The following is a 25,440-nucleotide window of genomic DNA, read 5'->3' as shown; positions in this document are numbered from 1 at the left end:
GGCGGCTCCTTGCGAGTGATGAATTTACCGGGCGGGTGGCAGCGCGATCACGCGGCCGATGTAAGCGGGAGCGGGCAAGTCTTGCTGCTCGGCGACGATGCTTTGCAGACGGCTCAAGGTGTCCGGACTGAACGGCGCCGAGCGTGGTCCGGCGAGGTCGACGTGCAGCAGCATCTGTTCATTACCGGCCAGTTCCTGATCCTCTCCAACCTTGTGCAGGCTGTGATAGAGGTGCAGGCGTTTGCTGTCGTGACCGATGATTTGCGTGTGCACTTCGACGTTGGCATTGAGCTTCACTTCGTGCAGATAGTTGAGGTGCAGCTCGAGGGTGAACAGCGAGTGGCCGCTGGCTTCGCGGTTATTGCTGTCCATGCCTAGACGATCCATCAGGGCGTCGGTGGCGTAGCTGAAGATCAGCAGGTAGAAGGCATCGCGCAGGTGGCCGTTGTAGTCGACCCAGTCGGGGATGATGCGAGTTTGGTAGGTGGTGAGGTGCGGCATGCTGAACTCCATAGGTCGCTGGCGAAATACACACTTGTGGCGAGGGAGCTTGCTCCCGCTGGACTGCGCAGCAGTCCAAAAACCTCTTGAGGCGGAGTGTCAGTCAGGTCGCACTCGCTGGTTTTACGACCGCTTCGCGGCCGAGCGGGAGCAAGCTCCCTCGCCACAGGGAACTGCGTTTATTCGCTGAAACTCATCCCGTGTTTCTCCTTTGTGGTCTTCACCGCCTCAAGCACCGCCAGCAAACAATCATCACGATAGCGCTCCAGCGCCGAAATGCTGTGCCGGCCAAGCTGTTCACTGGTGCCATCGACCACGTCATCAATCAGCTTGTCGGTCAGCTCCGGTGCCGGCAGATACGTCCACGGCAACTGCAACGCCGGGCCGAATTGCGACATGAAGTGGCGCATGCCCGCGTCACCACCGGCCAGCGTATAAGTCAGGAACGTGCCCATGAACGACCAGCGCAAACCGGCGCCAAACCGGATCGCATCGTCGATCTCGCCCGTCGTCGCCACGCCATCGTTGACCAGGTGCAGCGCCTCGCGCCACAGCGCTTCGAGCAAGCGGTCGGCGATGAATCCCGGCACTTCCTTGCGCACATGCAGCGGACGCATGCCGAGGGATTCGTAGACTTTCATTGCAGCCTGAACGGCTTCCGGCGCTGTGTTCTTGCCGCCGACAACTTCCACCAGCGGCAGCAGATAAACCGGGTTGAACGGGTGACCGACCACGCAGCGCTCAGGGTGCGTCGAGCTCTCGTAGAACTCGCTCGGTAGCAGACCGGAAGTACTCGAGCCGATCAGCGCATCGGGTTTGGCCGCTGCGCTGATTTTGCTGTGCAGTTCGAGTTTCAGTTCCAGGCGCTCGGGGGCGCTTTCCTGAATGAAATCGGCATCGCGCACGCATTCTTCGATGGTCGCGACAAAACGCAGACGATCCTGCGAAGCGCCGGGCGTCAGACCGTTTTTCTCCAGCGCGCCCCAGGCATTGGCTACGCGTTTGCGCAAGGCTGCTTCAGCGCCGGGCGCCGGGTCCCAGGCCACCACGTCGAGGCCGTGGGCGAGGGCGCGGGCGACCCAGCCGCTGCCGATGACACCGCTGCCCAGTGCGGCGAAGGTTTTGATTTCGGTGATAAAGCTCATGGTGAATTCCTGGAAATATTCGGTGATCCCGTGTGAAGCCGGTTCTTGTGGCGAGGGGATTTATCCCCGTTGGGTCGCGCAGCGGCCCCAAGAATTTTGCGACTGCTGCGCAGCCGAACGGGGATAAATCCCCTCGCCACAATTCCGGTTCCCAAAGGGAATAGATGTAGGGTTAACCGCGCTGGGTCAGGCCCATTTTTTTGCGACCTTCCGCCGGCGTGAGTACCCGGGCGCCCAAGCGGCTGAGGATCTCGGTGGCGCGTTCAACCAGTTGGCCGTTGGTCGCCAGCACACCCTTGTCCAGCCACAGGTTGTCTTCCAGCCCGACCCGCACGTTGCCGCCCAGCAGCACCGCTTGCGCGGCCATCGGCATTTGCATGCGGCCAATGCCAAATCCGGCCCACACGGCATCCGCCGGCAAGTTGTCGACCATGGCTTTCATGGTGGTGGTGTCGGCCGGTGCGCCCCACGGGATGCCCAGGCATAGCTGGAACAACGGGTTATCGAGCAGGCCTTCCTTGATCATCTGCTTGGCGAACCACAGGTGCCCGGTGTCGAAAATTTCCAGCTCGGCCTTCACGCCCAGCTCGGTAATGCGCTTGGCGCCAGCACGCAATTGCGCCGGGGTCGAAACGTAAATGGTGTCGCCATCGCCGAAGTTCAGCGTGCCGCAATCGAGGGTGCAGATTTCCGGCAGCAGCGCTTCAACGTGCGCCAGACGGGTCAACGGGCCGACCAGATCGGTGTTCGGGCCGAATTCCATCGGGTTCTCGCCGGCACCGATTTCGAGGTCGCCGCCCATGCCGGCGGTGAGGTTGACGATGATGTCGACGTCAGCCTCGCGGATGCGCTCCATCACCTCGCGGTACAGCGCGACGTCACGGCTGAACTTGCCGGTCTGCGGATCGCGCACATGGCAGTGCACAACTGTGGCGCCAGCCTTGGCCGCCTCAACGGCAGCAGCAGCAATCTGTTTCGGGGTGACCGGCACGTGGGGGCTCTTGGCGGTCGTGTCGCCAGCACCGGTGAGTGCGCAGGTGATGATGACGTCGTGGTTCATGGTGCGGTTTCCTTCAGGCGTGATGGGTCTGTCCGCAGCCCTTTTCGGGGCTGCGAAGCGTTATTCGTGGTGAGTTATTTGCTGGTCAGCTGGAGGTTTTCAGCGGCCGGTTTGCCGTCGAACGTGGTCACACCTTCCAGCCAGCGTTGCTTGTCTTCGGGGTGATCCTTGAGCCACTGCTTGGCCGATTCGAAGGCGTCTTTGTGATCGAGCAGCGGCTGCATCATTCGGCTCTCGTCTTCGGCGGTGAACGTCAGGTTGCTCAGCAGACGACCGATGTTCGGGCACTGATCGGCGTATTTCGGTGCAGTAACGGTCCATACGGTGGCCATGCCTTCGTTCGGGCCGAGGGCATCGTCGCTGCCGGTCAGATAAGTCATCTTGACGTTGACGTTCATCGGGTGCGGCGCCCAGCCGAAGAACACCACCGCCTCTTTGCGACGCACGGCGCGATCGACGGCAGCGAGCATGCCGGCCTCGCTGGACTCGACCAGCTGGAACTTGCCGAGGCCGAACTGGTTCTTGGCGATCATCGCCTTGATCTGCGTGTTGGCGCCCGAGCCCGGCTCGATCCCGTAGATCTTGCCGCCCAGCTCTTTTTCAAACTTGGCGATATCGGCGAAGGTTTTCAGGCCCTTGTCCGCCAGATAAGTCGGCACGGCGAGGGTGGCGCGGGCGTCTTTCAGGCTCGGCGCTTCGAGGACTTTGACCTGATTGGCGTCGACGAACGGGGTGATCGTCTGGGTCATCAGCGGGTTCCAGTAACCGAGGAACAGATCCAGCCGCTGGTCACGGATCCCGGCGAAGATGATTTGCTGGGAGGCGCTGGTTTGTTTGGTGTTGTAGCCGAGGCCGTCGAGCAAGACCTGGGTCATGGCACTGGTGGCGATCACGTCGGTCCAGTTGACCACGCCCATGCGTACGTTCTGGCAAGACGCGGGTTCGGCCGCCATGACGCTGGCGCTCAAGAAAGCGGTACCGCTGAGTGCAAGAACACAGCTGCTGATCAGTCGTTTCATGTCGGGTTCCTCGGCAGGTCGTTTATTGTGGTTCCCGGCGTCTGATGCGCCGGTGATGCAAAGTTACGCAGCTTCAGGCCGGTCAAAACGCACTACGGCGACCGGCACTTGCACTGTAGCGACCTGTGCTCTTGAATGCCGAAGACAACTGGCGTATCAACATTCCACGCTACCCGCCAACCGAGTGCGCCCATGTCCCAGGATTTCTACTTCTTGCTGATGCCGGGGTTCTCCGCCATCGGCTTTATTTCCGCCATTGAACCGTTGCGTGTGGCCAACCGCTTTCGCGGCGAGTTGTATCGCTGGCATGTGCTCAGTGCCGATGGCGGCGCGGTGCTGGCGAGCAACGGCATGTCGGTCAACGCGGATGCGGCGCTGGAGCCGTTGAAGAAAGGTGCGACGTTGCTGGTGGTGGCCGGATTTGAACCGCTGAAGTTCGCCACGCCTACGCTGGAGCATTGGCTGCGGCGGCTGGACAACGACGGCGTCACCCTCGGCGCCATCGACACTGGCAGCTTCGTCCTCGCCGAGGCCGGCGTGCTCGACGGCCATCGACTGACCCTGCACTGGGAGGCCATCGACGCCTTCAAGGAATCTTATCCACAGCTCAGCGTGACGCAGGAGTTGTTCGAGATCGACCGTCGGCGCATCACCTCGGCGGGTGGCACCGCTTCCATCGATCTGATGCTCGACCTGATCGCCCAGGCCCACGGCCCGCAACTGGCGATCCAGGTCAGCGAGCAATTCGTCCTCGGGCGCATCCGCCCGCGCAAAGACCACCAGCGCATGGAAGTCGCCACGCGTTACGGCATCAATAACAAGAAACTGGTGCAGGTGATTGGCGAGATGGAGCAGCACAGCGAACCGCCGCTGACCACGCTGGAGCTGGCGGAGTCGATCAAAGTGACGCGGCGGCAACTGGAGCGCTTGTTTCGGCTGCACCTGAACGACACGCCGAGCAATTTCTACCTGCGCCTGCGCCTGGAAAAGGCCCGGCAGCTGTTGCGCCAGACCGACATGAGCGTGCTCGAAGTCAGCATTGCCTGCGGCTTCGAATCACCGTCGTATTTCACCCGCAGCTACCGCGCAAAATTCGCCCGTTGCCCCCGCGAAGATCGACGCGCTGCGCAGGCCTGAACGGTTTCAGCAACGCCATGGAACCCTGTGGGAGCGGGCTTGCCCGCGATGAGGCCAGCACATCCAACATTGTGATCGCCTGACACACCGCCATCGCGGGCAAGCCCGCTCCCACAGGTTCCAATGTGATGTCGGGAATAGGGTTACTTCTTCACCAACGCCGAACACGCCGCTTTGTACGCCTCATGCTGATACTTGTTCAGCGTCCCCGGCAGCTCGAAATTATGCTTCTTCGCCTGTGCGTTGATCGTCTGTGGCGACAACAACGTCACCTCACAACCATCGAGCAACTGAAACACACCCTCAATCTTGAACGTCGTCGGTCCACCGGCAAACTCACCCTTCTTGCTGCGCTTCTTGATCGCAATCCGATCAATCGAATTCTCACGTACAAACGAAGCAACCTGCGCCGCGAAGCGTTTGACGTTGGCCGCCTCATCGTCATCGTCGAGGGCGATTTTCTTTGTGCTGAGCGCAACGTGGCTCAGGGCCGAACCGTCGAGAGCGGCCACGGCGATGATCGCTTCGCTGCCTTTGATTTCGATGCCGCAGATGTTCATGGGGAATTCCTTCAAGTGAAGAGGGCAGCTTACAGCTCAAGCTGATTGGCGGTGATGCCGAAGGCTGCTGCAATTTTCTCGCGCGTGGCCTTGCGAGGCTTGGCGACTGTTTCCTGTTGGGCAAACGCCGGTTGCGAAATACCCATTCGCTTGGCGACTTCTTCCTGAGTCAGATTCAGGTGCTCGCGCCAGGCACGGATCGGTGTCGCCCCGTCGACCATACGGCTGACCACCTCATGGGGAATCAGGTCAGGTTGCATTTTCTGCGCGACGTATTGCGCATAGGGGATGACGACGAAGGCGGGTTTTCCTTCGGCGTCATTGATGATTTGGATGTCAGTAGGTGCGTTCATCGCGTTTTTTGACCTCTTGAATACTGACCACTTTGATTGTGCCATCCCAGTCGAACATGACTCGATAATTGCCGACGCGCAGGCGGTAGGCGTAGTCATGGCCAATCAGTGCTTTGACATTGCCCGCATCAGGCATGTCGGCAAGCGCCGTAACGGCATTCCGAACCTGTACCTGATGCACGGAGTGCAATTTCAAGAGTTGCTTAACGGCCTTTCGTGTCCAGTGGATGCTGTTCATGGAAGAATATAAGTCTTTTATAAGATTCGCGAATCTTTACTTATATTTTCAAGGCGACCAATCAAGAACAGTTGTCAGCATATTGCGTGAGGGGCCCGTACATCGGGACGTTCACGCGATAGGTGTAGGCGAAATCGGCATGTCCCGTAAGAAGAGGAGATTCACGCGGCGAAAGCACAAAGCGTTTCCAATTTTCCTCGGAATTTAAAGACTATTCCTGCCCAATCGACTCCAAAAACTCCGACCGCTCATCACTCATCCGCGCCACGCAGTCATTCTGCGCAATGGTAAAAGCCTTGCTCCCCGCTGTCGCCGGGAACGCTTCCACCGCACAATCCGCATCCCGGGTCTTCAACCACTGCTGTTGAGCAGTCTTAAGCTTGGCAGTGATATCCGCCAATTGCGTCGGGTTTTTGCCATACGCGGTCTGCATGCGGTCATTGAGGCTGGCGTAGTTGTCCTTGAGCAGGTCTTCGGCGGTGGTGCGGCTGTAGGTCGAGCATTCCAGGGTCTGGACGTCGTTTTCGACTGCGTCGCACGGGTTGTTGTCGGACTCTTCGGCGGCGTGTACGCCGGTCGCGAGCAGTGCCAAAGCCAGGAAGATCGATTTCATTGTTGTCGCCGCTCTAATCCAGTGGTGTTTCCAAGATGCGGGAGATTCTGGCTCAAGCTTGCAGGCTTGAACAGGTGGCCGGTCGGGTCGCTTGGCGACCCTTTGTCGCGGATTGACGCTTTCGGCAATTCCCCTGTCGTTTTTGCACCCGGTCGCCCCGGCACCGAGGCATATGCTGGCCCCAAAGCGCCGGCAGACGATTCGGCGCATGAATCGCCAATAAGGGGACGCCTGATGAGCCCAGCCGAATTACACGCCGACAGCATCGTTATCGACGGTCTGATCATTGCCAAATGGAACCGTGAGCTGTTCGAAGACATGCGCAAGGGCGGTCTGACGGCGGCCAACTGCACCGTGTCGGTGTGGGAGGGCTTTCAGGCGACCGTGAACAATATTGCCGCGAGCCAGAAGCTGATTCGCGAAAACAGCGACCTGGTGATCCCGGTGCGCACCACCGCCGACATCCGCAAGGCCAAGGAACAAGGCAAGACCGGCATCCTCTTCGGCTTCCAGAATGCCCACGCGTTTGAAGACCAGATCGGCTATGTCGAGGTGTTCAAGCAGCTCGGCGTCGGCATCGTGCAGATGTGCTACAACACCCAGAATCTGGTCGGCACCGGTTGCTACGAGCGTGATGGCGGCCTGTCGGGTTTCGGTCGCGAGATCGTTGCCGAAATGAACCGCGTCGGCGTCATGTGCGATCTGTCCCACGTCGGCTCGAAGACGTCCGAGGAAGTCATCCTCGAATCGAAAAAACCGGTCTGCTACTCCCACTGCCTGCCGTCGGGTCTCAAAGAGCACCCGCGCAACAAGTCCGATGAAGAACTGAAATTCATCGCCGACCACGGCGGTTTTGTCGGCGTGACCATGTTCGCGCCGTTCCTCGCCAAAGGCATCGATTCGACCATCGACGACTACGCCGAAGCCATCGAATACGTGATGAACATCGTCGGCGAAGACGCCATCGGCATTGGCACCGACTTCACCCAGGGTCACGGTCAGGACTTCTTCGAATACCTGACCCACGACAAGGGCTACGCCCGGCGTCTGACCAGCTTCGGCAAGATCATCAACCCGCTGGGCATCCGCACCGTCGGCGAGTTCCCGAACCTGACCGAAACCCTGCTCAAGCGCGGCCACCCCGAGCGCGTAGTGCGCAAGATCATGGGCGAAAACTGGGTCAACGTCCTCAAGGACGTCTGGGGCGAATAACGCTTTCTCGAGACCGCCGCCGATCTGCCCCCTCTCCTCTGGGAGAGGGCTGGGGTGAGGGTTGCGGCCACCACTGAATTCAAATTTTTCTGGAGTTAAGTTTCCATGGCCAAGATCGCCCCGCAATTGCCAATCGAAGTCGACAGCGAGACCGGTGTCTGGACCTCCGACGCCCTGCCAATGCTCTACGTGCCACGTCACTTTTTCGTCAACAACCACATGGGCATCGAGGAAGTGCTGGGCGCTGAAGCCTACGCCGAGATCCTCTACAAGGCCGGCTACAAATCCGCTTGGCACTGGTGCGAAAAAGAAGCTGAATGCCACGGCCTGGAAGGCGTCGCGGTATTCGAGCACTACATGAAGCGCTTGTCGCAACGCGGCTGGGGCCTGTTCAAGATTCAGGACATCGACCTCGACAAAGGCACCGCCAGCGTCAAGCTCGAACACTCGGCGTTCGTCTACGTCTACGGCAAGGTCGGGCGCAAGGTCGACTACATGTTCACCGGCTGGTTTGCCGGTGCGATGGATCAGATTCTTGCCGCTCGCGGCAGTCAGATTCGCACCGTGGCCGAGCAAGTCTACGGTGGCTCCGAAGAGGGTCACGAAGACGGCTTGTTCACCGTCAAGCCGTTGTAAGTCGAGGAACCCGCCATGGCTTTCGAAGCAATGTTCCAGCCGATCCAGATCGGCAAACTGACCATCCGCAACCGCGTGCTCAGTACCGCGCACGCCGAGGTCTACGCGACCGACGGCGGCATGACCACCGACCGCTACGTCAAATACTACGAAGAGAAAGCCAAGGGCGGCATCGGCCTGGCGATTTGCGGCGGTTCCTCCAGCGTGGCCATCGACAGCCCGCAAGGCTGGTGGAAATCGGTGAACCTGGCCGACGACCGGATCATTCCGCACTTCCAGAATCTGGCCGACGCCATGCACAAGCATGGCGCCAAGATCATGATCCAGATTACCCACATGGGCCGTCGCTCGCGTTGGGATGGCGAACACTGGCCGACCCTGCTGTCGCCGTCGGGCATCCGCGAACCGGTGCACCGTGCGACCTGCAAAACCATCGAGCCGGAAGAAATCTGGCGGGTGATCGGCAACTACGCCACCGCTGCGGCACGGGCCAAGGCTGGTGGTCTCGACGGTGTTGAGTTGTCCGCCGTGCACCAGCACATGATCGACCAGTTCTGGAGTCCACGCGTCAACAAACGTACTGACGAGTGGGGCGGCAGTTTCGAGAACCGCATGCGTTTTGGCCTCGAAGTGCTCAAGGCTGTGCGCAAGGAAGTCGGCGACGATTTCTGCGTCGGTATCCGTCTGTGTGGTGACGAATTCCACCCGGACGGCTTGTCCCATGAGGACATGAAGCAGATCGCCAAATACTACGACGACACCGGCATGATCGATTTCATTGGTGTCGTGGGTTCAGGGTGCGATACCCACAACACCCTGGCCAACGTTATCCCCAACATGAGTTATCCACCGGAGCCGTTTCTGCACTTGGCGGCCGGTATCAAGGAAGTGGTCAAGGCACCGGTGCTGCACGCGCAGAACATCAAGGACCCGAACCAGGCCACGCGCATTCTCGAAGGCGGCTACGTCGACATGGTCGGCATGACCCGTGCGCACATCGCCGACCCGCACCTGATCGCCAAGATCAAGATGGGTCAGATCGATCAGATCAAACAGTGCGTTGGCGCCAACTACTGCATCGATCGTCAGTACCAAGGTCTCGATGTGCTGTGCATCCAGAACGCCGCGACCTCCCGTGAATACATGGGCGTGCCGCACATCATCGAGAAGTCCACGGGCGTCAAACGCAAAGTGGTGGTCGTCGGTGCCGGCCCGGCGGGCATGGAAGCGGCGCGTGTATCGGCCGAGCGTGGCCACGACGTGACGTTGTTCGAGAAAAAAGAATTCATCGGCGGGCAGATCACCACGGCGTCGAAAGCGCCGCAGCGTGACCAGATTGCCGGCATCACCCGTTGGTTCCAGCTGGAGCTGGCGCGGCTGAAAGTCGATCTGCGTCTGGGCACGGCAGCGGACATCGCGACCATCATGGATTTGCGTCCGGACGTGGTCGTGCTGGCGGTCGGCGGGCATCCATTCCTTGAGCAGAACGAACACTGGGGCGCCGCCGAAGGGCTGGTGGTCAGCAGCTGGGACGTGCTCGATGGCAAGGTGGCGCCGGGTAAGAACGTGCTGGTCTACGACACCATTTGTGAATTCACCGGGATGTCGGTCGCCGACTTCCTCGCGGACAAGGGCAGTCAGGTGGAGATCGTCACCGACGACATCAAACCGGGTGTGGCCATCGGCGGTACGTCGTTCCCGACCTACTACCGCAGCATGTACCCGAAAGAAGTGATCATGACCGGCGACATGATGCTCGAGAAGGTCTATCGCGAGGGCGACAAACTGGTCGCGGTGCTGGAGAACGAATACACCGGCGCCAAAGAGGAGCGGGTGGTCGATCAAGTGGTGGTGGAGAACGGTGTGCGTCCGGACGAAGAGCTGTATTACGGGCTCAAGGACGGTTCGCGCAACAAGGGCCAGATCGACATCGACGCGCTGTTCGCGATCAAGCCGCAGCCATCGTTGAGCACCACGGGTGACGGCTATTTGCTGTTCCGCATCGGCGATTGTGTGGCGCAGCGCAACACCCACGCCGCGATCTACGACGCACTCAGACTGTGTAAAGACTTCTAAAGGCTTGCACATGATCCTGTGGGAGCGGGCTTGCCCGCGATAGCGGAGGGTCAGTCAATGCAACTGTGACTGACAGAATGCAATCGCGGGCAAGCCCGCTCCCACAGTGACCGAGTAAGGCAACTCGACCTGCAAGACCCGAGGTCTTTGGGAGCTTCACCTATGTTGAACACCCTTCTTCCAATCCTGTTGTTCGCAGCCCTGGCCCTTGGTGTCCTTGGCGCGTTGCGGCGGGTAGCGATGTGGCGCCGGGGCCGGGCCTCGAAGGTCGATCTGATCGGCGGCCTGCTCGCCATGCCCAAGCGCTACATGGTCGACTTGCACCATGTGGTGGCGCGGGACAAATACATCGCCAACACCCACGTCGCCACGGCTGGCGGCGCAGTGGCGTCGATTGTGCTGGCAATTCTGGTGCACGGTTTCGGCCTGCATAATCGCGTTCTGGGTTATGCGTTGCTGCTGATGACGGCGGTGATGTTCGTCGGTGCAATCTTCGTTTATCTGCGTCGGCGCAACCCGCCGGCACGGCTGTCGAAAGGCCCGTGGATGCGCCTGCCGAAAAGCCTGCTGGCGTTCTCGGCGTCGTTCTTTCTGCTGACCTTGCCGGTGGCGGGGATTCTTCCGGAGAACTTTGGCGGCTGGGTGCTGGCGGTCATTCTCGGGGTCGGTGTGTTATGGGGCGTGTCGGAGCTGTTCTTCGGCATGACCTGGGGCGGGCCGATGAAACATGCCTTCGCCGGTGCCTTGCACCTGGCCTGGCACCGTCGTGCCGAACGTTTTGGTGGTGGTCGTTCCACCGGTTTGAAGCCGCTGGACCTCAACGATCCAACCGCGCCACTGGGTGTGGAAAAACCCAAGGATTTCACCTGGAACCAGTTACTCGGTTTCGATGCCTGCGTGCAGTGCGGTAAATGCGAAGCGGCGTGCCCGGCGTTCGCTGCCGGCCAGCCGTTGAACCCGAAAAAACTGATTCAAGACATGGTCGTCGGTCTTGCCGGCGGCACTGACGCGAAGTTCGCCGGCAGTCCATATCCAGGCAAAGCCATTGGTGAACACGCCGGCAATCCGCATCAACCGATCGTCAATGGTCTGGTCGATGCCGAAACCCTCTGGTCGTGCACCACCTGCCGTGCCTGCGTCGAGGAGTGCCCGATGATGATCGAGCACGTCGACGCCATCGTCGACATGCGCCGTCACCTGACGCTGGAAAAAGGCGCGACCCCGAACAAGGGCGCCGAAGTCCTCGAAAACCTCATCGCCACCGACAACCCGGGCGGTTTCGCGCCGGGCGGGCGGATGAACTGGGCGGCGGACTTGAACCTCAATCTGCTCAGCGAAAAGAAATCCACCGACGTGCTGTTCTGGGTCGGCGATGGCGCCTTCGACATGCGTAACCAGCGCACTTTGCGCGCCTTCGTCAAAGTGCTGAAAGCGGCCAAGGTCGACTTCGCCGTGCTGGGCCTCGAAGAGCGTGACAGCGGCGACGTGGCGCGACGTCTTGGCGATGAAGCGACCTTCCAGTTGCTCGCCAAACGCAACATTCAGACCCTGGCGAAATACAGCTTCAACCGCATCGTCACCTGCGATCCGCACAGTTTCCATGTGCTGAAAAACGAATACGGCGCCTTCGATGGCAACTACCTGGTGCAGCATCACAGCACCTACATGGCGGAAATCATCCAGGCCGGCGCGCTCAATCTCGGTCAGCACAAAGGCAACAGCGTGACCTATCACGATCCGTGCTACCTCGGTCGCTACAACGGCGAGTACGAAGCACCGCGTGAAGTGCTGCGTGCCCTCGGCATCGAAGTCAAAGAGATGCAACGTTCCGGCTTCCGCTCCCGCTGCTGCGGCGGCGGTGGCGGGGCGCCGATCACCGACATTCCGGGCAAGCAGCGGATTCCCGACATGCGCATGGAAGACATCCGCGAAACCGGTGCCGAACTGGTGGCCGTGGGTTGTCCACAGTGCACGGCGATGCTCGAAGGGGTGGTCGAACCACGGCCGCTGATCAAGGACATCGCCGAACTGGTGGCCGACGCGCTGCTCGAAGACGCTGCGCCGAACAAGCCTGCCACCCCGGCCAAACGTGAACCTGCGGAGGCCCACTGATGAGCGACATTATCCGCCGCGACCCGCGCGCTGAATGGATCGCACGTAACCGTCTACATCCGCTGCACGCCGCCATGCAACCGGCGCAACATAGCTGGATGGGCCCCAACGGCGTCATCCGCAAGAACCTCCACGGCATCGGTTTCATCGGCCCCAACGGCCTCAAACGAATCGACCGCAGTGGCGCTCAGCAGGGCGGGGCGGTCAAACGCTCGACCACTGTGGAAGTGCAATTGCCGCTGCATCAAGTGGCGGCTCCGGCGTTCTACATCAGCGTGGTGCCGGACATGGTCGGTGGTCGCTTGAGCAGCCACGACCGCGACTTGCTTGGCCTCGCCCATCAACTGGCCGGCAAGGACGGCGCGGTGCTGGCGGTGGTCTTCGGTGAACATAAGGAAAACGCCTTCGCCACTGCCGGTGTCGACCGCTTGTTGGTGCTGGAGGGCGACGAGTTCGGCGGTTATGCACCGGAGCAACGGGTGCAAGGGCTGCGGGCTGTGGATAACCAATTCAATCCGCGTCATTGGTTGCTGTCGGACAGTCGCAGCGGCGGCGGTGAACTCGGTCGACGCTTTGCCGCAGCACTCGGCGAACGCCCGGCGACAAGGGTCTGGCAGGTCAAGGATCAGCAGTGCATCGGCCGTGCCGGTGCGGGTCTTCAAGACCTGGCGCGGCCGCTTGCGCGGTTGATTCTGGCCTCGGCCGAATGCGCTGAGCCGGTCAGTGAAACCCGTCATGAAGCGCTGCCAGTGGAGTTATCCACAAGCGTCGCGAGAAGCCTGTCGCGGATCGAGGATCTCGGCGCGGTGGCGGTGGACCCGGCGGCGATTCCGATGGCCGAAGCCGAGTTCATCTTCTCCGGCGGCAACGGCGTCAAGGACTGGGCACTGTTCCACGAAACGGCCGCAGCACTCGGTGCTACCGAAGGCGCGTCGCGGGTGGCGGTGGACGATGGCTTTATGGCGCGTGATCGTCAGGTCGGCGCGTCGGGCACCTGGGTCACCGCACGGGTTTACGTGGCGGTGGGGATTTCCGGGGCGATCCAGCACCTGCAAGGCATTGGTGCCTGCGACAAGGTTGTGGCAATCAACCTCGATCCAGGGTGCGACATGATCAAGCGTGCCGACCTGTCGGTGATCGGTGAGAGCGCGGAGATTCTTCAAGCCTTGATCGCGGCGGTAGCGGCTTACCGCAACGACGCCAGGCGCGATGCGGCTTAAGGGAAGGACACAGTTATGAACAGCAATGTCATCAGCCTGGTTTCCATCGGCGCCCACCCGACCTCGGGCCGGCCACGCCGCGCCGAACAGGACGCCCGCGCCGTAGAGCTGGGCCTGCAACTGGCTGGGGATAACCTGCAAGTGCTGCACGCCGGCGATGTCGCGGAACCCGCACTGCGTGCCTATCTGGGCATGGGTCTGGCGCAGATGCATGTGCTCGAACAGCCTGCCGGCGCCGATGCGTTACCGGCGCTGACTGCATATCTGCGTGAGGCCGGGGCACAAGTGGTGTTGACCGGCAGTCAGGCGGAAACCGGCGAAGGTTCGGGGATGTTGCCGTTTCTGCTGGCCGAAGGGTTGGGCTGGCCGCTGGTGGTCGGGCTGGCGCAGGTCGAATCGATCAACGACGGTTCGGCGTTGGTGCTGCAAGCGTTGCCCCGTGGGCAGCGGCGACGGTTGAAGGTGAAACTGCCGTTTCTGGCGACTGTGGATAACGCCGCGCCGAAACCTCGGCAGAGTGCTTATGGCCCGGCGCGGCGCGGCGTACTGGAGGCTGCGGATGTCGAGGTAGTCGACGACGAGCTCCTGTCAGCCGCCACCCTGCAACCGGCCAAACCAAGGCCCAAACGCCTGAAAGTGATCAAAGCCAAAAGCGGCGCGGACCGGATGAAGGCCGCCACGGCCAAGGCCAGTGGTGGCGGTGGGCAGGTGCTCAAAGGCGTCACTCCACAAGCCGGCGCCGAGGCTATCCTCAAACTGCTGATAGAAGAAGGTGTGGTCCGCTGACGCTTCGCAAAACCCCTGTAGGAGCTGTCGAGTGCAACGAGGCTGCGATCTTTTGATCTTTAAAACCAAGATCAACAGATCGCAGCGTGCCGCAGCTCCTACAGGAATGTGCAATTCGAAGATGTTTACCCACAATCCCTGTTGGCGGATCTGTGGATAACGTGTTCGCCCATCCCTGCACCCCACGTCAATCAAGCCCTGCAGCCATCCGATCAAAAAACAACCAGCCTAACTTGCGGTTTTTTCTGGCTTTTTCCAATGGCTAACTCGCCAAGTTGCCCCCAATCTCTGTTGGCGCTTCTGTGGATAAGATGTTCGCTATCGGCCAGAGGCCATATAGAACTTGGCTTGTAGAGGTTTGGTTAAAAACTGATCAAAACAGCGTTTCTTGATCTCTGACCTTCCCGCATCCCTCGGTTTTTCACAGTTTCAGCTGTTTTTCCACAGCACCCCTAAAGTTACCCCCGATCTCTGTTGGCGCTTCTGTGGATAACGTGTTCGCCATCTTCTACAGGCCATATAAACCGTGTCTTTCAAAGGGTTGATTAAAAAACACCCAATCGATATCGCAAAGTGTACTTCTGGATAAGTCACGATTTTTCTTCACAAATCAGCCCGTTATTTTTCCACTCATCCACAGTTACCCCCATTTGCTGTGGGTGGCTATGTGGATAACTTGTTTGCCAAACCCTGTAAGCCCCGCCGGGCATAGTCCAAACGGCAATTGATCACATTTCATACAGTTCTAACTGGTTGCCTTGACTTCGATTCCTGCGCTGTCTTCACTGCAATGGCACAAGGACAGCCGTCACTTATCCACATCTGGTTCTGGGAGAACGCATGATGGATAGCCGCCGACATCGCCCAACCCCCTCGCCACGCAAGCGCACGTTACGTCGTGCGGCCAATCAACACGCTCGTCTGTAGCGCATAAGTCCTGCTCCAACCGCTGTGCTGTCGCCGGGTTCGCCCCGGAGGCCAGGTGCTCGTTCGCCCATTGATTGCAGGCAACCGCAGAGTTGCCCCATCAGCCTGAGAAAGGATCAGTCTCATGACACGCATCGCAACGCCCATCAGCGAGATCAAGGAATATTACGACGTCATCGTCATTGGCTCCGGTTATGGCGGCGGCATTGCTGCCTCGCGCCTGTCCCGGGCCGGAAAACGTGTGTGTTTGCTGGAGCGCGGGCGAGAGATTCAGCCCGGCGAATACCCCAACACCATGATTGCCGCCACCGAAGAGTTGCAGGTGCACGATCCCGACGGCCATATCGGCTCACGCACCGGGTTGTTCGATCTGCACGTCAACGCCCAGCAGAATGTCGTGGTCGGTTGCGGCCTCGGCGGTACGTCGCTGATCAATGCCAACGTTGCCCTGGAACCGGAGCCCGGTGTGTTCGACGACCCGCGCTGGCCGCAGGCTGTGCGTGAACACCGCGACACGCTGCTCAAGGACGGCTATGCCCGCGCTCGGGAGATGCTCAAACCCAATCCCTATCCGGACACCTCTCCCAATCTGCCCAAGCTCGATGCCAACAAGAAGTCCGCGGATTACCTCAAGCAGGGCGCGCATTTCTACAAGCCGCCGATCAACGTGACCTTCGACAAGTTGCCGAACAACCTCAACCATGTCGGCGTCGAACAACTGCCATGCAATCAGTGCGGCGACTGCGTGTCGGGCTGTAACAACAAGGCCAAGAACACCACGCTGATGAACTATCTGCCGGACGCCTGGAATCACGGCGCGGAGATTTTCTGTCAGGCCGAAGTGCGGCATCTGGAGCGCGACGGCGATGGCTGGATCGTGCACTTCCAGACTCTGGACAGTGGTCGCGAACTGTTCTCGGCGCCGACGCTGTTTGTAAAAGCCGACATCGTCGTGGTGTCCGCCGGCACCCTCGGCTCTACCGAAATTCTCCTGCGCTCGCGGGACAAAGGCCTGGTGATGTCCGGTCAGCTCGGCGAGAACATGAGCGGCAATGGTGACATCCTCGGTTTCGGCCATAACTGTGAACAGACCATCAACGGCATCGGTTTCGGCGCGCACCCGGCCAAGGAACTGCATCCGGTCGGGCCATGTATCACTTCGGTGATCGACATGCGTACCGAAGGTGACTGGCGTAGCCGCATGGTCATCGAGGAGGGTTCGATCCCCGGCGCGCTGGGGCGGCCAATGGTGCCGAGCATGGCCGGGTTCGCCGAGATGATCGGCGTGGCCAGCGATGACAGTTTCAGCGGCAAGGTGAAGTACAAGGAACGCGAAGCGGAAAGTTTTCTGCGCGGCCCGTATTACGGCGCGCTGCACAACATGCAGACCTACCTGATCATGAGCCACGACAGCGGTCAGGGACGGATGGTGCTGGATAACAAGGATCAATTGCGCATCGATTGGCCGGGCGTTGGCGAGCAAGAAAACTTCAAGCTCGGCAATGACCGTCTGCACCAGAGCACCAAGGCATTGGGTGGCGTCTGGGTGGAGAATCCGATCTGGACCAAATTGCTCAAGCACAGCATCGTCTCGGTGCATCCGCTGGGCGGCTGCGTGATGGGCGAAGACGCCGGGCAGGGCGTGGTCAATCACAAGGGCCAGGTGTTCAGCGGCGCTGCCGGCACCGATGTCTACGCCAATCTGTACGTGACCGACGGTGCGGTGATTCCGACGTCGCTGGCGGTCAATCCGCTGCTGACGATTTCTGCCGTGAGCGAGCGCAACATGGGCCTGCTCGCCGCCGACCGGGGCTGGCAAATCGACTACACGCTGCCGTCGGCGCCACGCAAACCCGTGGCGCCGCCGACTTTGGGCGTGCAGTTCACCGAAACCATGAAGGGCTATTTCTCCCGCGCCTTTACTGCTGCGCAAAGCACTGATCTGAAAGTTTACGAAGCGGCGGCCAAGCGCGGCGAGGCGGACAACTCGCCGATCGACTTCACCCTGACCATCACTGCCAACGATCTCAACCGCATGATCAAGGAGCCGGAGCACGCCGCAACCATCGTCGGCACGGTGAACGCCCCGGCGCTGTCGCCACAACCGCTCACTGCCAGCAACGGCGTGTTCAACCTGTTCGAGCAATTCGAGCAGCAGGTCGATACGCGCCACATGAAATACGACATGAAGCTGACCGCCGAGGACGGCAACGACTACTTTTTCAGCGCCTTCAAAACCGTGCCGGAAGACAACGGCGTGCTGAATATCTGGCACGACACCAGCACGTTGTATGTGACGCTGTATCGCGGGCCGGACAAGTCTGGCGAGGTGATCGGCTCGGGGGTGATGCACATTCATCCGACCGATTTCGCCAAGCAGATGACCACCATGAAAGTGCTCAACGCGCGTAACGAGCGCGAGCGCATCGAGGGGCTGGCGCGCTTCGGCAAGTTCTTCGCCGGGATCCTCTGGGAAAGTTACGGCGGGGTGTTTGCAGGCGATATCTACTTCAACCCCGACGCGCCGCCACGGCTGAAACGGCTGCTGGATGCGCCAATCCCGGCGGTGCATTTTTTCCCCACCGAGGACGGCGTAGAACTGCGCCTGACCCGTTATCAGGCGGGCAGCAAAGGCCCGGTGATGCTGGTGCATGGCTTGGGCGTCGGTTCGAATATTTTCTCCACCGACACCATCCAGACCAACCTGCTCGAATACCTGTGCAAGCACGACTACGACGTCTGGCTGCTGGATTTCCGGGTGAGCATTCTGTTGCCGGCGAGCAAGAAGGAATGGAACGGCGATCAGATCGCCCAGTACGACTTCAAGGCTGCCATCGCGCAGATTCAGCAGGAAACCAAAGCGAAAGACGTGCAGTGCGTGGTGCATTGCTACGGTGCGACGACGTTTTTCATGTCGCTGCTCGCCGGTTTGCAGGGCGTGCGTTCGGTGGTCTGCTCGCAGATCGCCGCTGACACTGTGGTCGCCACCGCCACCGGGTTGAAGGCCGGGCTGCACCTGCCGGGGATGCTCGATGCGATCGGCATCAAGTCGATGACCGCATACGCTGACAGCAAGGAGAACTGGTTCAACAAACTCTACGACAAGGCCCTCAACGGCTACGCGCGGATCGAAGCGCAAGGGTATTGCACCAACCCGGTGTGCCACCGCATCACCTTCATGTACGCCTCGCTATATCGTCACGACACCCTCAACGAAACCCTGCACGACAACCTGCATGAGTTGTTTGGCGAGTCGAACATCGAGACCTTCGAACACCTGGCGCTGATCGTGCGCAAAGGGCACCTGGTGGATTTCAAAGGCAACGATGTGTACATGCCGCACTTTGATCGGCTGAGCATGCCGATCTGCTTTATCAGTGGCGCCGACAACCAGTGCTATCTGCCGGAAAGCACCCTCAAGACCTACCAGCGAGTCTGCGAAGCCCACGGGCCGGAGCGCTACAGCCGGCATGTAGTGCCGGGCTACGGCCACATCGACTGCATGTTCGGCAAGAACGCGGTGGTCGATGTCTATCCGATCATCCTTGAACACCTGGAGAAAACTGCCCTCGGCTGATGAGGTTTCCTGTGGCGAGGGAGCTTGCTCCCGCTGGGCTGCGAAGCAGCCCCAAAACCTGAGAACGCGGTTTTCCTGAAACACCGCGTCTGCTGGGTTTACGACTGCTGCGCAGCCGAGCGGGAGCAAGCTCCCTCGCCACAAAAGCTCATCACACAGAGGGACTCTCCTAAAGTCTGCACAAGGAAATGGATGACATGGACACCTACATCCGCTGGTTTCAACGTTTCATCTGGATAGGCATCGCGATGAACATGGTGTTCGCGATCCCGGCGCTGTTCGCGCCGGGGTTGCTGACATCGGTGGTCGGGCTGCCGCCGCAACTCTCCGATCCATGGCTGGAAAACGCCGGGATGCTGCTGGTCGGCATTAGCGTGTTTTACATGCCGTCGGGCTTCAACGCGCCGCTCTATGTGGTGCATTCCTGGCTGTGCGTGCTGACGCGGTTGATTGCCGTGGTCTTCTGGATCTACCTGATCAACACCAGCATTCAAGGCTCGGTATTCGTGCCGATGCTGATGGGCGATCTGAGCTTCTTTCTGATCCTCGGCATTCTGCTGTACCTCGGCACCACGCCCGAGAACCGGCCATGGGCGCTGCTCTGCGATGGCTGGCGCGAATGGCGCGCGGCGTGGCAGCGGCAATGGCAGAGTCACGCCTTCAAGGTCGGTACGTTGGTGGTGGTCGCGGTGCTCGGTTTCATCGGTTACGAAACCTGGTATCAGATGCTCCGCGTCATCCCTGAACAGGAATATACCTCCGACGAAGATCACTACAAGTACGCCGCGATTGGTTTGGGAATCGAAGCACGCATCCCGTATTACCTGTTCGCCGTACTGCCGCAGATGTGCCCGGAGAAAATGCCCAAGCCCGGTGGCTGGGAAGTCTTCGGCTTTCTCTTCGAGAACGGCAAGGACCTGCCGATCGGTATGGCCAAACGGCAGATCGGCTACCCGACCGTCGAGCCCAACTGCGCGCTGTGCCACACCGGTTCCTACCGGGCGAACGCCAGTGACGTTGCCGTCAACGTGCCGAGTGCACCGGCCAACACCCTGCAACTGCAGGCCTTCCAGTGGTTTGCCTACGATTGCGCCAGTGACCCGAAATTCACCACCGACGCGGTGATGACGGCGATCAACGCCAAGTTTCAGTTGGGTTTCTTCGAAAAAATCTACAACCGCTACCTGATCATGCCGATGGCGAAAAGTGCGCTGCTCAAGCAGAAACAGGCCTACGCCTGGCAGAAGCTACGGCCGCAACAAGGCCCGGGGCGCACCGACACGTTCAACCCGACGAAAATGGTGGTGTTCGGCTTCCCGGATGACTCGACCATCGGCACCGTCGACCTGCCGCAAGTGTGGAACCAGAAACCGCGGGAATCGATGTACCTGCACTGGGACGGCAATAACAACAAGATCCACGAACGCAACTACGCCGCCGCGATGGCCGTGGGCGCGACGCCGGAATCGGTGTTGCCGCCGAGCTTCAATCGCGTGACCAACTGGCTGCTCGGGCACAAGGCGCCGGCATGGCCATGGGCGCTGGATCAGGCGAAAGTCGCGCAGGGCAAACCGATCTGGGACAACAACTGCGCCGGTTGTCATGACTTCGGCCGGGCGGATACCGGTCAGGTCACCACCAACATCGACCAGCTCGGCACCGATCCGCATCGGCTTGACTCTTTCACCACGGGTCTGGTGGCTGCATTTCACAGCTTCAAGAAACCGCCGTTCGACTTCGGTGCCTACCGCAAGACCCAGAGCTACAGCAACACGCCCACCGATGGCATCTGGCTGCGCGCGCCTTATCTGCACAACGGTTCGGTGCCGACCCTCTGGGACCTGTTGCAACCGCCGGAAAAACGCCCGCAGGTGTTCATCACCGGTTCCGACATTTACGACCCGGTCAATGTCGGTTTCGTCACCAGCGGCGCCCAGGCCAAGGCCTCGGCGGACTTCAAGTACGACACGCGGCTGGAGGGCAATCACAACAGCGGTCACCTGTATGGCACGACGCTGTCGGACGACGACAAACGTGCGCTGATCGAATTCATGAAAACCCTGTGAACCCTTACGGAGAGAGGATTTCGTCATGTCAGCAGTCGGTCATCTGAAGCATGAATACGACAAGGTCAAAGTACGTCTGCACGGGCTGCTCACGCGGGTGGAAATGGCCTGGATGAAGCTCATCAGCGAACTGGAGCCCGAGGAGTTCCAGGCCATCATCAAGTTGCTCCAGCGCGGTCACGACCAGGCGCAATACGTGCTGAAAAACGGCGAGTTGCCGGACGATGAACCGGCGGTGCCGTGGGAGCTATCCCACGGTTTGTCGATCCTGCGCATCGGCAACGCGACGCCGTTGCCGCAGTCGCCGGATCAACTGCAAACCAGGGTACTCAAGGACGGCACGTTGCTGGGGTGTCGCAAGTGGGAACTGCTGGATCTGCTGTGGAGTGAGGCACTGCTCAAGTGGATCGAAAACCTGCGTCATCACGCGACTTTTGGCACCGACCCGGCGGTGGTGCAGATGGAGCGCGATGTGACGCTGGCGATTGCCGGCGACTGGGGCACCGGACCGTTCAACAGTCATGCACCGGCTGTCTCCGTGGCCAATCAGATGCAACTGGCCAACGCGGACTTCACCATTCATCTGGGCGATGTCTATTACGCCGGCAGCCACTCTCAGGAAGACGTCGACATGGCGGGTTGGCCGATGGGCACTCATGGCTCGTTCACACTCAACTCCAACCACGAGATGTACAGCGGCGCCCACGGCTACTTCAAGGAACTGGCCAAGCGTTTTCCCGGCCAGCAGGGCACCAGTTATTTTGCCCTGATCAACGATGACTGGCTGATTGTCGGGCTGGACACGGCATATGCCTCGGATGTCATGAATCTGTACATGGACGGCACGTTGAACAAGCCGCAGATCGAATGGATGAAAGGTCTGCCGAAGCGCAAGAAACTCATGGTGCTCAGCCATCATCAAGGCTTCGATATTTCCGGGCACAACAAGACGGCGTTGTATCAGCCGGTGTGCGATGCGCTGGGGCGTGAGCCGGATTACTGGTATTGGGGGCACCTGCACAACGGCATCGTCTACGCCACTCAGGGCGGACTGCATGCGCGGTGTGCCGGGCACGGGGCGATTCCCTACGGCACCACCAGCGAGCTCAACGGGCATTCGCGGATACTGTTTTCGGAGACGCAGGATGCGAAGGATCCGGACTATCCGCTGCGGGTGCTGAACGGGTACGCAAAAATCAGGCTGGTGGGGGAGGATATTTTTGAGGAGTTTATTGGTGAGGATGGATCGGTGAGGTGGTCATCGAAGTGAGGCGGTGACTGTTCTGACGCCATCGCTGGCAAGCCAGCTCCCACAGTGGTCGATGGTGTTCACAAAATCTGTGTGCACCGCAGAACCCTGTGGGAGCTGGCTTGCCAGCGATGCTTTTTAGCCCTGGACGGGGACGCCTTTGAGGTACGGCGCAGGTTCGGCACCGAGGTTGTTCAGCAAGCGCTCGCTATACCAGTCGACAAAGTTGACCACACCAAATTCATAGGTCTTCGAGTAAGGCCCAGGCTGATAGGCCGTCGAGTTGATCCCGCGCTGGTTCTCTTCCGCCAGACGCCGGTCCTGATCATTGGTCGCATCCCATACCTGGCGCATGCGCTCGACGTCGTAATCCACGCCTTCCACCGCGTCCTTGTGCACCAGCCATTTGGTGGTAACCATGGTTTCCTGGGCGCTGATCGGCCACACGGTGAAGACGATGATGTGGTCGCCCATGCAGTGGTTCCACGAGTGCGGCAGGTGCAGGATGCGCATCGAGCCGAGGTCCGGGTTCTTGATCCGGCCCATCAGTTTGGCGCAGCCCTGTTTGCCGTCGAGGGTCATCGACACGGTGCCCTTGAGCAGCGGCATACGCACGATGCGGTTACGCAGGCCGAAACTGGCGTGGGCGTAAGGGATCTTTTCGGCTTCCCAGGCTGCGGCGGACGCGGCGACGTGATCCTTGAACGCCTGATCGGCGCGCGGGTCGGTGACGTCGTCCCACTCCAGCAGGGTTTTCAGCAGTTCCGGGTGCGACGCGTTGCAGTGGTAGCACTCGCGGTTGTTTTCCAGCACCAGTTTCCAGTTGGCCTTCTCCATCAAGGTGGTGGTGATCGCCACCTTGGTGTTCTCCATGTCGTACGGTTCCATGTAGTGGTTCAGCGTCGACAAGAAGTCATCAATGGCCGGCGGGTTCTCCGCCAGGCTGATGAAGATGTAGCCGCCGGCCGTCTTCACGTTCACCGGTTTCAGGCCGTACTGCTTCATGTCGAAGTCGGCGCCCATTTCGGTGCCGGCGAACAGCAGACGACCGTCCAGCTCGTAGGTCCACTGGTGGTAGTGGCAGACCAGTTTGGCGACTTTGCCTTTTTCACTGGTGCACAGGCGCGAGCCACGGTGGCGGCAGACGTTGTGGAACGCATGCACCACGCCTTCAGCGCCACGGATGACGATGATCGGGTTCTTGCCGATCTGCAGAGTCAGGTAGTTGCCTTTGGCCGGGATTTCGCAGGTCATGCCGGCGATCAACCACTCTTTCTGGAAGATCTCCTGCATGTCGATATCGAACAGCCGCTCGTCGCTGTAGAACGGTTGAGGCAGCGAGAAGGTGCGCTCGCGCTCTTGCAGCATTTGTGCGGTGGCCTTGCGTGCGGGTTCCAGCGGATCGCCCAGGCTGATTTTTGCGGTGACGTCCATCGATGTGATCCTCATGGCCATCTGCGTGGCCGGCGAAAGTGGCTAATCAGGTGTGCTGCAAACGGTTGCTACGCAAGGTGTAAAGAGTCTGTCTTGGTGTTGAGGCGAGTGTGGGGCCGGCGCTGGGCGGAACCTTATCCATGGGCGACATGGTGCAATCTGTTCCCGACGCGCAACCCCCGGTGGTTGGGGGCTGGTCGCGATAAGTATGTCAATGTCGCGGATAGGTAAACGGGCGGTCTGCGCTATACGCAGAATCGCCGACATGAGGCCGACAGTCGGCCGTGGAGAACAGCATGTCCAACAGCTTCCTGAATCCGGTCACCACCCAGACCTGGGCCAATGGCCGACACATCGTCCGTTGCGTCAAAGTCATCCAGGAAACCTGGGACGTGCGCACCTTCTGCTTCATGGCCGATCAACCGATCCTGTTCTTCTTCAAGCCCGGGCAGTTCGTCACCCTGGAGCTGGAGATCGAAGGCCAGCCGATCATGCGCTCGTACACCATTTCCAGTTCGCCGTCGGTGCCGTACAGCTTTTCGGTAACGATCAAGCGGGTGCCGGGCGGCAAGGTCTCCAACTGGCTGCACGACACCCTGCATGAAGGTCAGGAGCTGGCGGTCCACGGACCGGTCGGGCTGTTCAATGCCATCGACTTCCCGAGCCCGAAGGTCCTCTACCTCAGCGGCGGCGTCGGCATCACGCCGTGCATGTCGATGGCCCGCTGGTTCTACGACACTAACGCCAACGTCGACATGACCTTTATCCACAGCGCGCGCTCGCCGAAAGACATCATTTACCACCGCGAGCTGGAACACATGGCGTCGCGGATCGATAACTTCAGCCTGCACCTGATCTGCGAGAAGCACGGCTTGGGCGAGCCATGGGCCGGTTATCGCGGCTATCTCAATCACAAGATGCTCGAACTGATGGTGCCGGACTTCCTTGAACGCGAAGTGTTCTGCTGCGGCCCGACGCCGTACATGACGGCGGTGAAACGCCTGCTGGAAAACGCCGGTTACGACATGTCGCGTTATCACGAGGAATCCTTTGGTGCGACGCCGCCCGAGGCGCGTGCCGATGCGGTGGAACAGGCCGAGCAGGCAGCGGATGCGCCGGAAATCGATGCGGCGGATCTGCATCAGGTTGAGTTCACCGCGTCCGGAAAGAGCATTCGTGTGGCGCCGGGCGAGACAGTTCACGCAGCGGCGGCCAAATTGGGGCTGATGATTCCAAAAGCCTGCGGGATGGGCATTTGCGGGACGTGCAAGGTGATGAAACTCGGTGGCGAGGTGGAGATGGACCACAACGGCGGGATTACCGAGGACGACGAGGCGGAAGGTTTTATCTTGTCGTGCTGCAGCGTGCCTAAAGGCGACGTGCGAATCGAATTCTGAGTGGGGCGAATTTTTGCGTTCGGCTTGCCCCTCACTGTAGAGACCGGTACATCCTTTACACATTAGACCGGGGACATCGTTTACACCTTTTCCAGGCTTGCTACGCGTTTAGCGCCGCGTTC

At 60.1% G+C, this 25,440-nt stretch carries 20 protein-coding genes; 11 read left to right on the top strand and 9 right to left on the bottom strand.

The genetic code is table 11. The annotated features are described in order from the left end of the window. Positions 1–24: 24 nt before the first annotated feature. From ACIOWE_RS26005 to ACIOWE_RS25990, 4 genes are all read right to left on the bottom strand, one after another. On the bottom strand, positions 25–501 hold the full coding sequence (locus ACIOWE_RS26005; protein ID WP_401397472.1) for a thioesterase family protein: 477 nt from the start codon (positions 499–501) through the stop codon (positions 25–27). 179 nt (positions 502–680) lie between these two features. Beyond that, the gene (locus tag ACIOWE_RS26000; RefSeq protein ID WP_401397469.1) at positions 681–1,646 is read right to left on the bottom strand and encodes an L-carnitine dehydrogenase; all 966 of its coding nucleotides are present in this window, start codon (positions 1,644–1,646) and stop codon (positions 681–683) included. A 172-nt stretch (positions 1,647–1,818) separates the two neighbouring features. Beyond that, a complete protein-coding gene (locus tag ACIOWE_RS25995) occupies positions 1,819–2,706 on the bottom strand; it encodes a 3-keto-5-aminohexanoate cleavage protein (protein WP_093429893.1) in 888 nt (295 codons plus the stop codon). A 74-nt stretch (positions 2,707–2,780) separates the two neighbouring features. Beyond that, positions 2,781–3,725, bottom strand: coding sequence for a choline ABC transporter substrate-binding protein (locus tag ACIOWE_RS25990; RefSeq protein WP_401397466.1), 945 nt, complete (start codon positions 3,723–3,725; stop codon positions 2,781–2,783). A 192-nt stretch (positions 3,726–3,917) separates the two neighbouring features. Between ACIOWE_RS25990 and ACIOWE_RS25985 the strand changes: the two genes are divergently transcribed. Continuing rightward, complete coding sequence (locus tag ACIOWE_RS25985; RefSeq protein WP_401397463.1) at positions 3,918–4,862, top strand: GlxA family transcriptional regulator; 945 nt, start codon at positions 3,918–3,920, stop codon at positions 4,860–4,862. 143 nt (positions 4,863–5,005) lie between these two features. Here the strand turns inward: ACIOWE_RS25985 and ACIOWE_RS25980 are convergent, their stop codons facing one another. The 4 genes from ACIOWE_RS25980 to ACIOWE_RS25965 form a co-directional block, all read right to left on the bottom strand. Then, positions 5,006–5,422 carry a DUF3010 family protein gene (locus ACIOWE_RS25980; RefSeq protein WP_401397460.1) on the bottom strand — a complete coding sequence of 139 codons (417 nt, stop codon included), beginning with the start codon at positions 5,420–5,422 and terminating at the stop codon, positions 5,006–5,008. 29 nt (positions 5,423–5,451) lie between these two features. Further along, positions 5,452–5,775: a helix-turn-helix domain-containing protein gene (locus tag ACIOWE_RS25975; RefSeq protein ID WP_222834145.1), complete on the bottom strand. Its 324-nt coding sequence runs from the start codon at positions 5,773–5,775 to the stop codon at positions 5,452–5,454. After that, positions 5,759–6,013, bottom strand: coding sequence for a type II toxin-antitoxin system RelE/ParE family toxin (locus tag ACIOWE_RS25970; protein ID WP_401397457.1), 255 nt, complete (start codon positions 6,011–6,013; stop codon positions 5,759–5,761). The genes ACIOWE_RS25975 and ACIOWE_RS25970 overlap by 17 nt, the downstream gene beginning before the upstream one ends. Positions 6,014–6,224: 211 nt before the next feature. Then, positions 6,225–6,626: a lysozyme inhibitor LprI family protein gene (locus tag ACIOWE_RS25965; RefSeq protein ID WP_401397454.1), complete on the bottom strand. Its 402-nt coding sequence runs from the start codon at positions 6,624–6,626 to the stop codon at positions 6,225–6,227. A gap of 234 nt (positions 6,627–6,860) precedes the next feature. Here ACIOWE_RS25965 and ACIOWE_RS25960 point away from each other — a divergent pair, with 234 nt between their 5' ends. The 9 genes from ACIOWE_RS25960 to ACIOWE_RS25920 all read left to right on the top strand — a co-directional run bounded on the left by ACIOWE_RS25960 (position 6,861) and on the right by ACIOWE_RS25920 (position 22,508). Beyond that, a complete protein-coding gene (locus ACIOWE_RS25960) occupies positions 6,861–7,838 on the top strand; it encodes a dipeptidase (RefSeq protein ID WP_401397451.1) in 978 nt (325 codons plus the stop codon). Between the two features lie 105 nt (positions 7,839–7,943). Beyond that, positions 7,944–8,474, top strand: coding sequence for a DUF5943 domain-containing protein (locus ACIOWE_RS25955; protein ID WP_025108544.1), 531 nt, complete (start codon positions 7,944–7,946; stop codon positions 8,472–8,474). Between the two features lie 15 nt (positions 8,475–8,489). Further along, positions 8,490–10,550, top strand: a complete 2,061-nt coding sequence (gene dgcA / locus ACIOWE_RS25950) for a dimethylglycine demethylation protein DgcA (protein WP_201236508.1) — start codon at positions 8,490–8,492, stop codon at positions 10,548–10,550. Positions 10,551–10,712: 162 nt separating this feature from the next. Next, on the top strand, positions 10,713–12,662 hold the full coding sequence (dgcB, locus tag ACIOWE_RS25945) for a dimethylglycine demethylation protein DgcB (protein ID WP_401397447.1): 1,950 nt from the start codon (positions 10,713–10,715) through the stop codon (positions 12,660–12,662). Continuing rightward, a complete protein-coding gene (locus tag ACIOWE_RS25940) occupies positions 12,662–13,882 on the top strand; it encodes an electron transfer flavoprotein subunit alpha/FixB family protein (protein WP_401397445.1) in 1,221 nt (406 codons plus the stop codon). The genes dgcB and ACIOWE_RS25940 overlap by 1 nt, the downstream gene beginning before the upstream one ends. Positions 13,883–13,897: 15 nt before the next feature. After that, entirely contained in the window at positions 13,898–14,668 is a 771-nt protein-coding gene (locus ACIOWE_RS25935; protein WP_401397442.1) for an electron transfer flavoprotein subunit beta, read from the top strand. A gap of 1,051 nt (positions 14,669–15,719) precedes the next feature. After that, positions 15,720–19,172, top strand: a complete 3,453-nt coding sequence (locus ACIOWE_RS25930; RefSeq protein WP_401397439.1) for an alpha/beta fold hydrolase — start codon at positions 15,720–15,722, stop codon at positions 19,170–19,172. 197 nt (positions 19,173–19,369) lie between these two features. After that, a complete protein-coding gene (locus ACIOWE_RS25925; RefSeq protein WP_401397436.1) occupies positions 19,370–21,238 on the top strand; it encodes a hypothetical protein in 1,869 nt (622 codons plus the stop codon). A 25-nt stretch (positions 21,239–21,263) separates the two neighbouring features. Continuing rightward, on the top strand, positions 21,264–22,508 hold the full coding sequence (locus ACIOWE_RS25920; protein ID WP_401397433.1) for a metallophosphoesterase family protein: 1,245 nt from the start codon (positions 21,264–21,266) through the stop codon (positions 22,506–22,508). A 117-nt stretch (positions 22,509–22,625) separates the two neighbouring features. Here ACIOWE_RS25920 and gbcA read toward each other — a convergent pair whose 3' ends face one another. Beyond that, positions 22,626–23,921, bottom strand: a complete 1,296-nt coding sequence (gbcA, locus tag ACIOWE_RS25915; RefSeq protein ID WP_103304476.1) for a glycine-betaine demethylase subunit GbcA — start codon at positions 23,919–23,921, stop codon at positions 22,626–22,628. A gap of 296 nt (positions 23,922–24,217) precedes the next feature. On the opposite strand from gbcA, the gene gbcB reads away from it, so the two are divergent. Beyond that, a complete protein-coding gene (gene gbcB, locus ACIOWE_RS25910; protein ID WP_401397430.1) occupies positions 24,218–25,318 on the top strand; it encodes a glycine-betaine demethylase subunit GbcB in 1,101 nt (366 codons plus the stop codon). Positions 25,319–25,440: the final 122 nt, after the last annotated feature.

This window comes from Pseudomonas sp. NPDC087598, assembly GCF_044743525.1.
Lineage (GTDB): Bacteria > Pseudomonadota > Gammaproteobacteria > Pseudomonadales > Pseudomonadaceae > Aquipseudomonas.
Note: the sequence above shows the minus strand (reverse complement) of the source record. Positions and strands in the feature narration are given on the sequence as shown.

Bases quoted from the DNA above. Each gene is read 5' to 3' on its own strand.
- ACIOWE_RS25960 (WP_401397451.1), top strand. From the start codon at position 6,861: ATGAGCCCAGCCGAATTACACGCCGACAGCATCGTTATCGACGGTCTG.
- ACIOWE_RS26000 (WP_401397469.1), bottom strand. From the start codon at position 1,646: ATGAGCTTTATCACCGAAATCAAAACCTTCGCCGCACTGGGCAGCGGT.
- dgcA (WP_201236508.1), top strand. From the start codon at position 8,490: ATGGCTTTCGAAGCAATGTTCCAGCCGATCCAGATCGGCAAACTGACC.
- ACIOWE_RS25955 (WP_025108544.1), top strand. From the start codon at position 7,944: ATGGCCAAGATCGCCCCGCAATTGCCAATCGAAGTCGACAGCGAGACC.
- ACIOWE_RS25985 (WP_401397463.1), top strand. From the start codon at position 3,918: ATGTCCCAGGATTTCTACTTCTTGCTGATGCCGGGGTTCTCCGCCATC.
- ACIOWE_RS26005 (WP_401397472.1), bottom strand. From the start codon at position 501: ATGCCGCACCTCACCACCTACCAAACTCGCATCATCCCCGACTGGGTC.
- ACIOWE_RS25940 (WP_401397445.1), top strand. From the start codon at position 12,662: ATGAGCGACATTATCCGCCGCGACCCGCGCGCTGAATGGATCGCACGT.
- ACIOWE_RS25995 (WP_093429893.1), bottom strand. From the start codon at position 2,706: ATGAACCACGACGTCATCATCACCTGCGCACTCACCGGTGCTGGCGAC.
- ACIOWE_RS25925 (WP_401397436.1), top strand. From the start codon at position 19,370: ATGGACACCTACATCCGCTGGTTTCAACGTTTCATCTGGATAGGCATC.
- ACIOWE_RS25970 (WP_401397457.1), bottom strand. From the start codon at position 6,013: ATGAACAGCATCCACTGGACACGAAAGGCCGTTAAGCAACTCTTGAAA.
- dgcB (WP_401397447.1), top strand. From the start codon at position 10,713: ATGTTGAACACCCTTCTTCCAATCCTGTTGTTCGCAGCCCTGGCCCTT.
- gbcB (WP_401397430.1), top strand. From the start codon at position 24,218: ATGTCCAACAGCTTCCTGAATCCGGTCACCACCCAGACCTGGGCCAAT.
- ACIOWE_RS25975 (WP_222834145.1), bottom strand. From the start codon at position 5,775: ATGAACGCACCTACTGACATCCAAATCATCAATGACGCCGAAGGAAAA.
- ACIOWE_RS25990 (WP_401397466.1), bottom strand. From the start codon at position 3,725: ATGAAACGACTGATCAGCAGCTGTGTTCTTGCACTCAGCGGTACCGCT.
- ACIOWE_RS25920 (WP_401397433.1), top strand. From the start codon at position 21,264: ATGTCAGCAGTCGGTCATCTGAAGCATGAATACGACAAGGTCAAAGTA.
- ACIOWE_RS25935 (WP_401397442.1), top strand. From the start codon at position 13,898: ATGAACAGCAATGTCATCAGCCTGGTTTCCATCGGCGCCCACCCGACC.
- ACIOWE_RS25980 (WP_401397460.1), bottom strand. From the start codon at position 5,422: ATGAACATCTGCGGCATCGAAATCAAAGGCAGCGAAGCGATCATCGCC.
- ACIOWE_RS25965 (WP_401397454.1), bottom strand. From the start codon at position 6,626: ATGAAATCGATCTTCCTGGCTTTGGCACTGCTCGCGACCGGCGTACAC.
- gbcA (WP_103304476.1), bottom strand. From the start codon at position 23,921: ATGGACGTCACCGCAAAAATCAGCCTGGGCGATCCGCTGGAACCCGCA.
- ACIOWE_RS25930 (WP_401397439.1), top strand. From the start codon at position 15,720: ATGACACGCATCGCAACGCCCATCAGCGAGATCAAGGAATATTACGAC.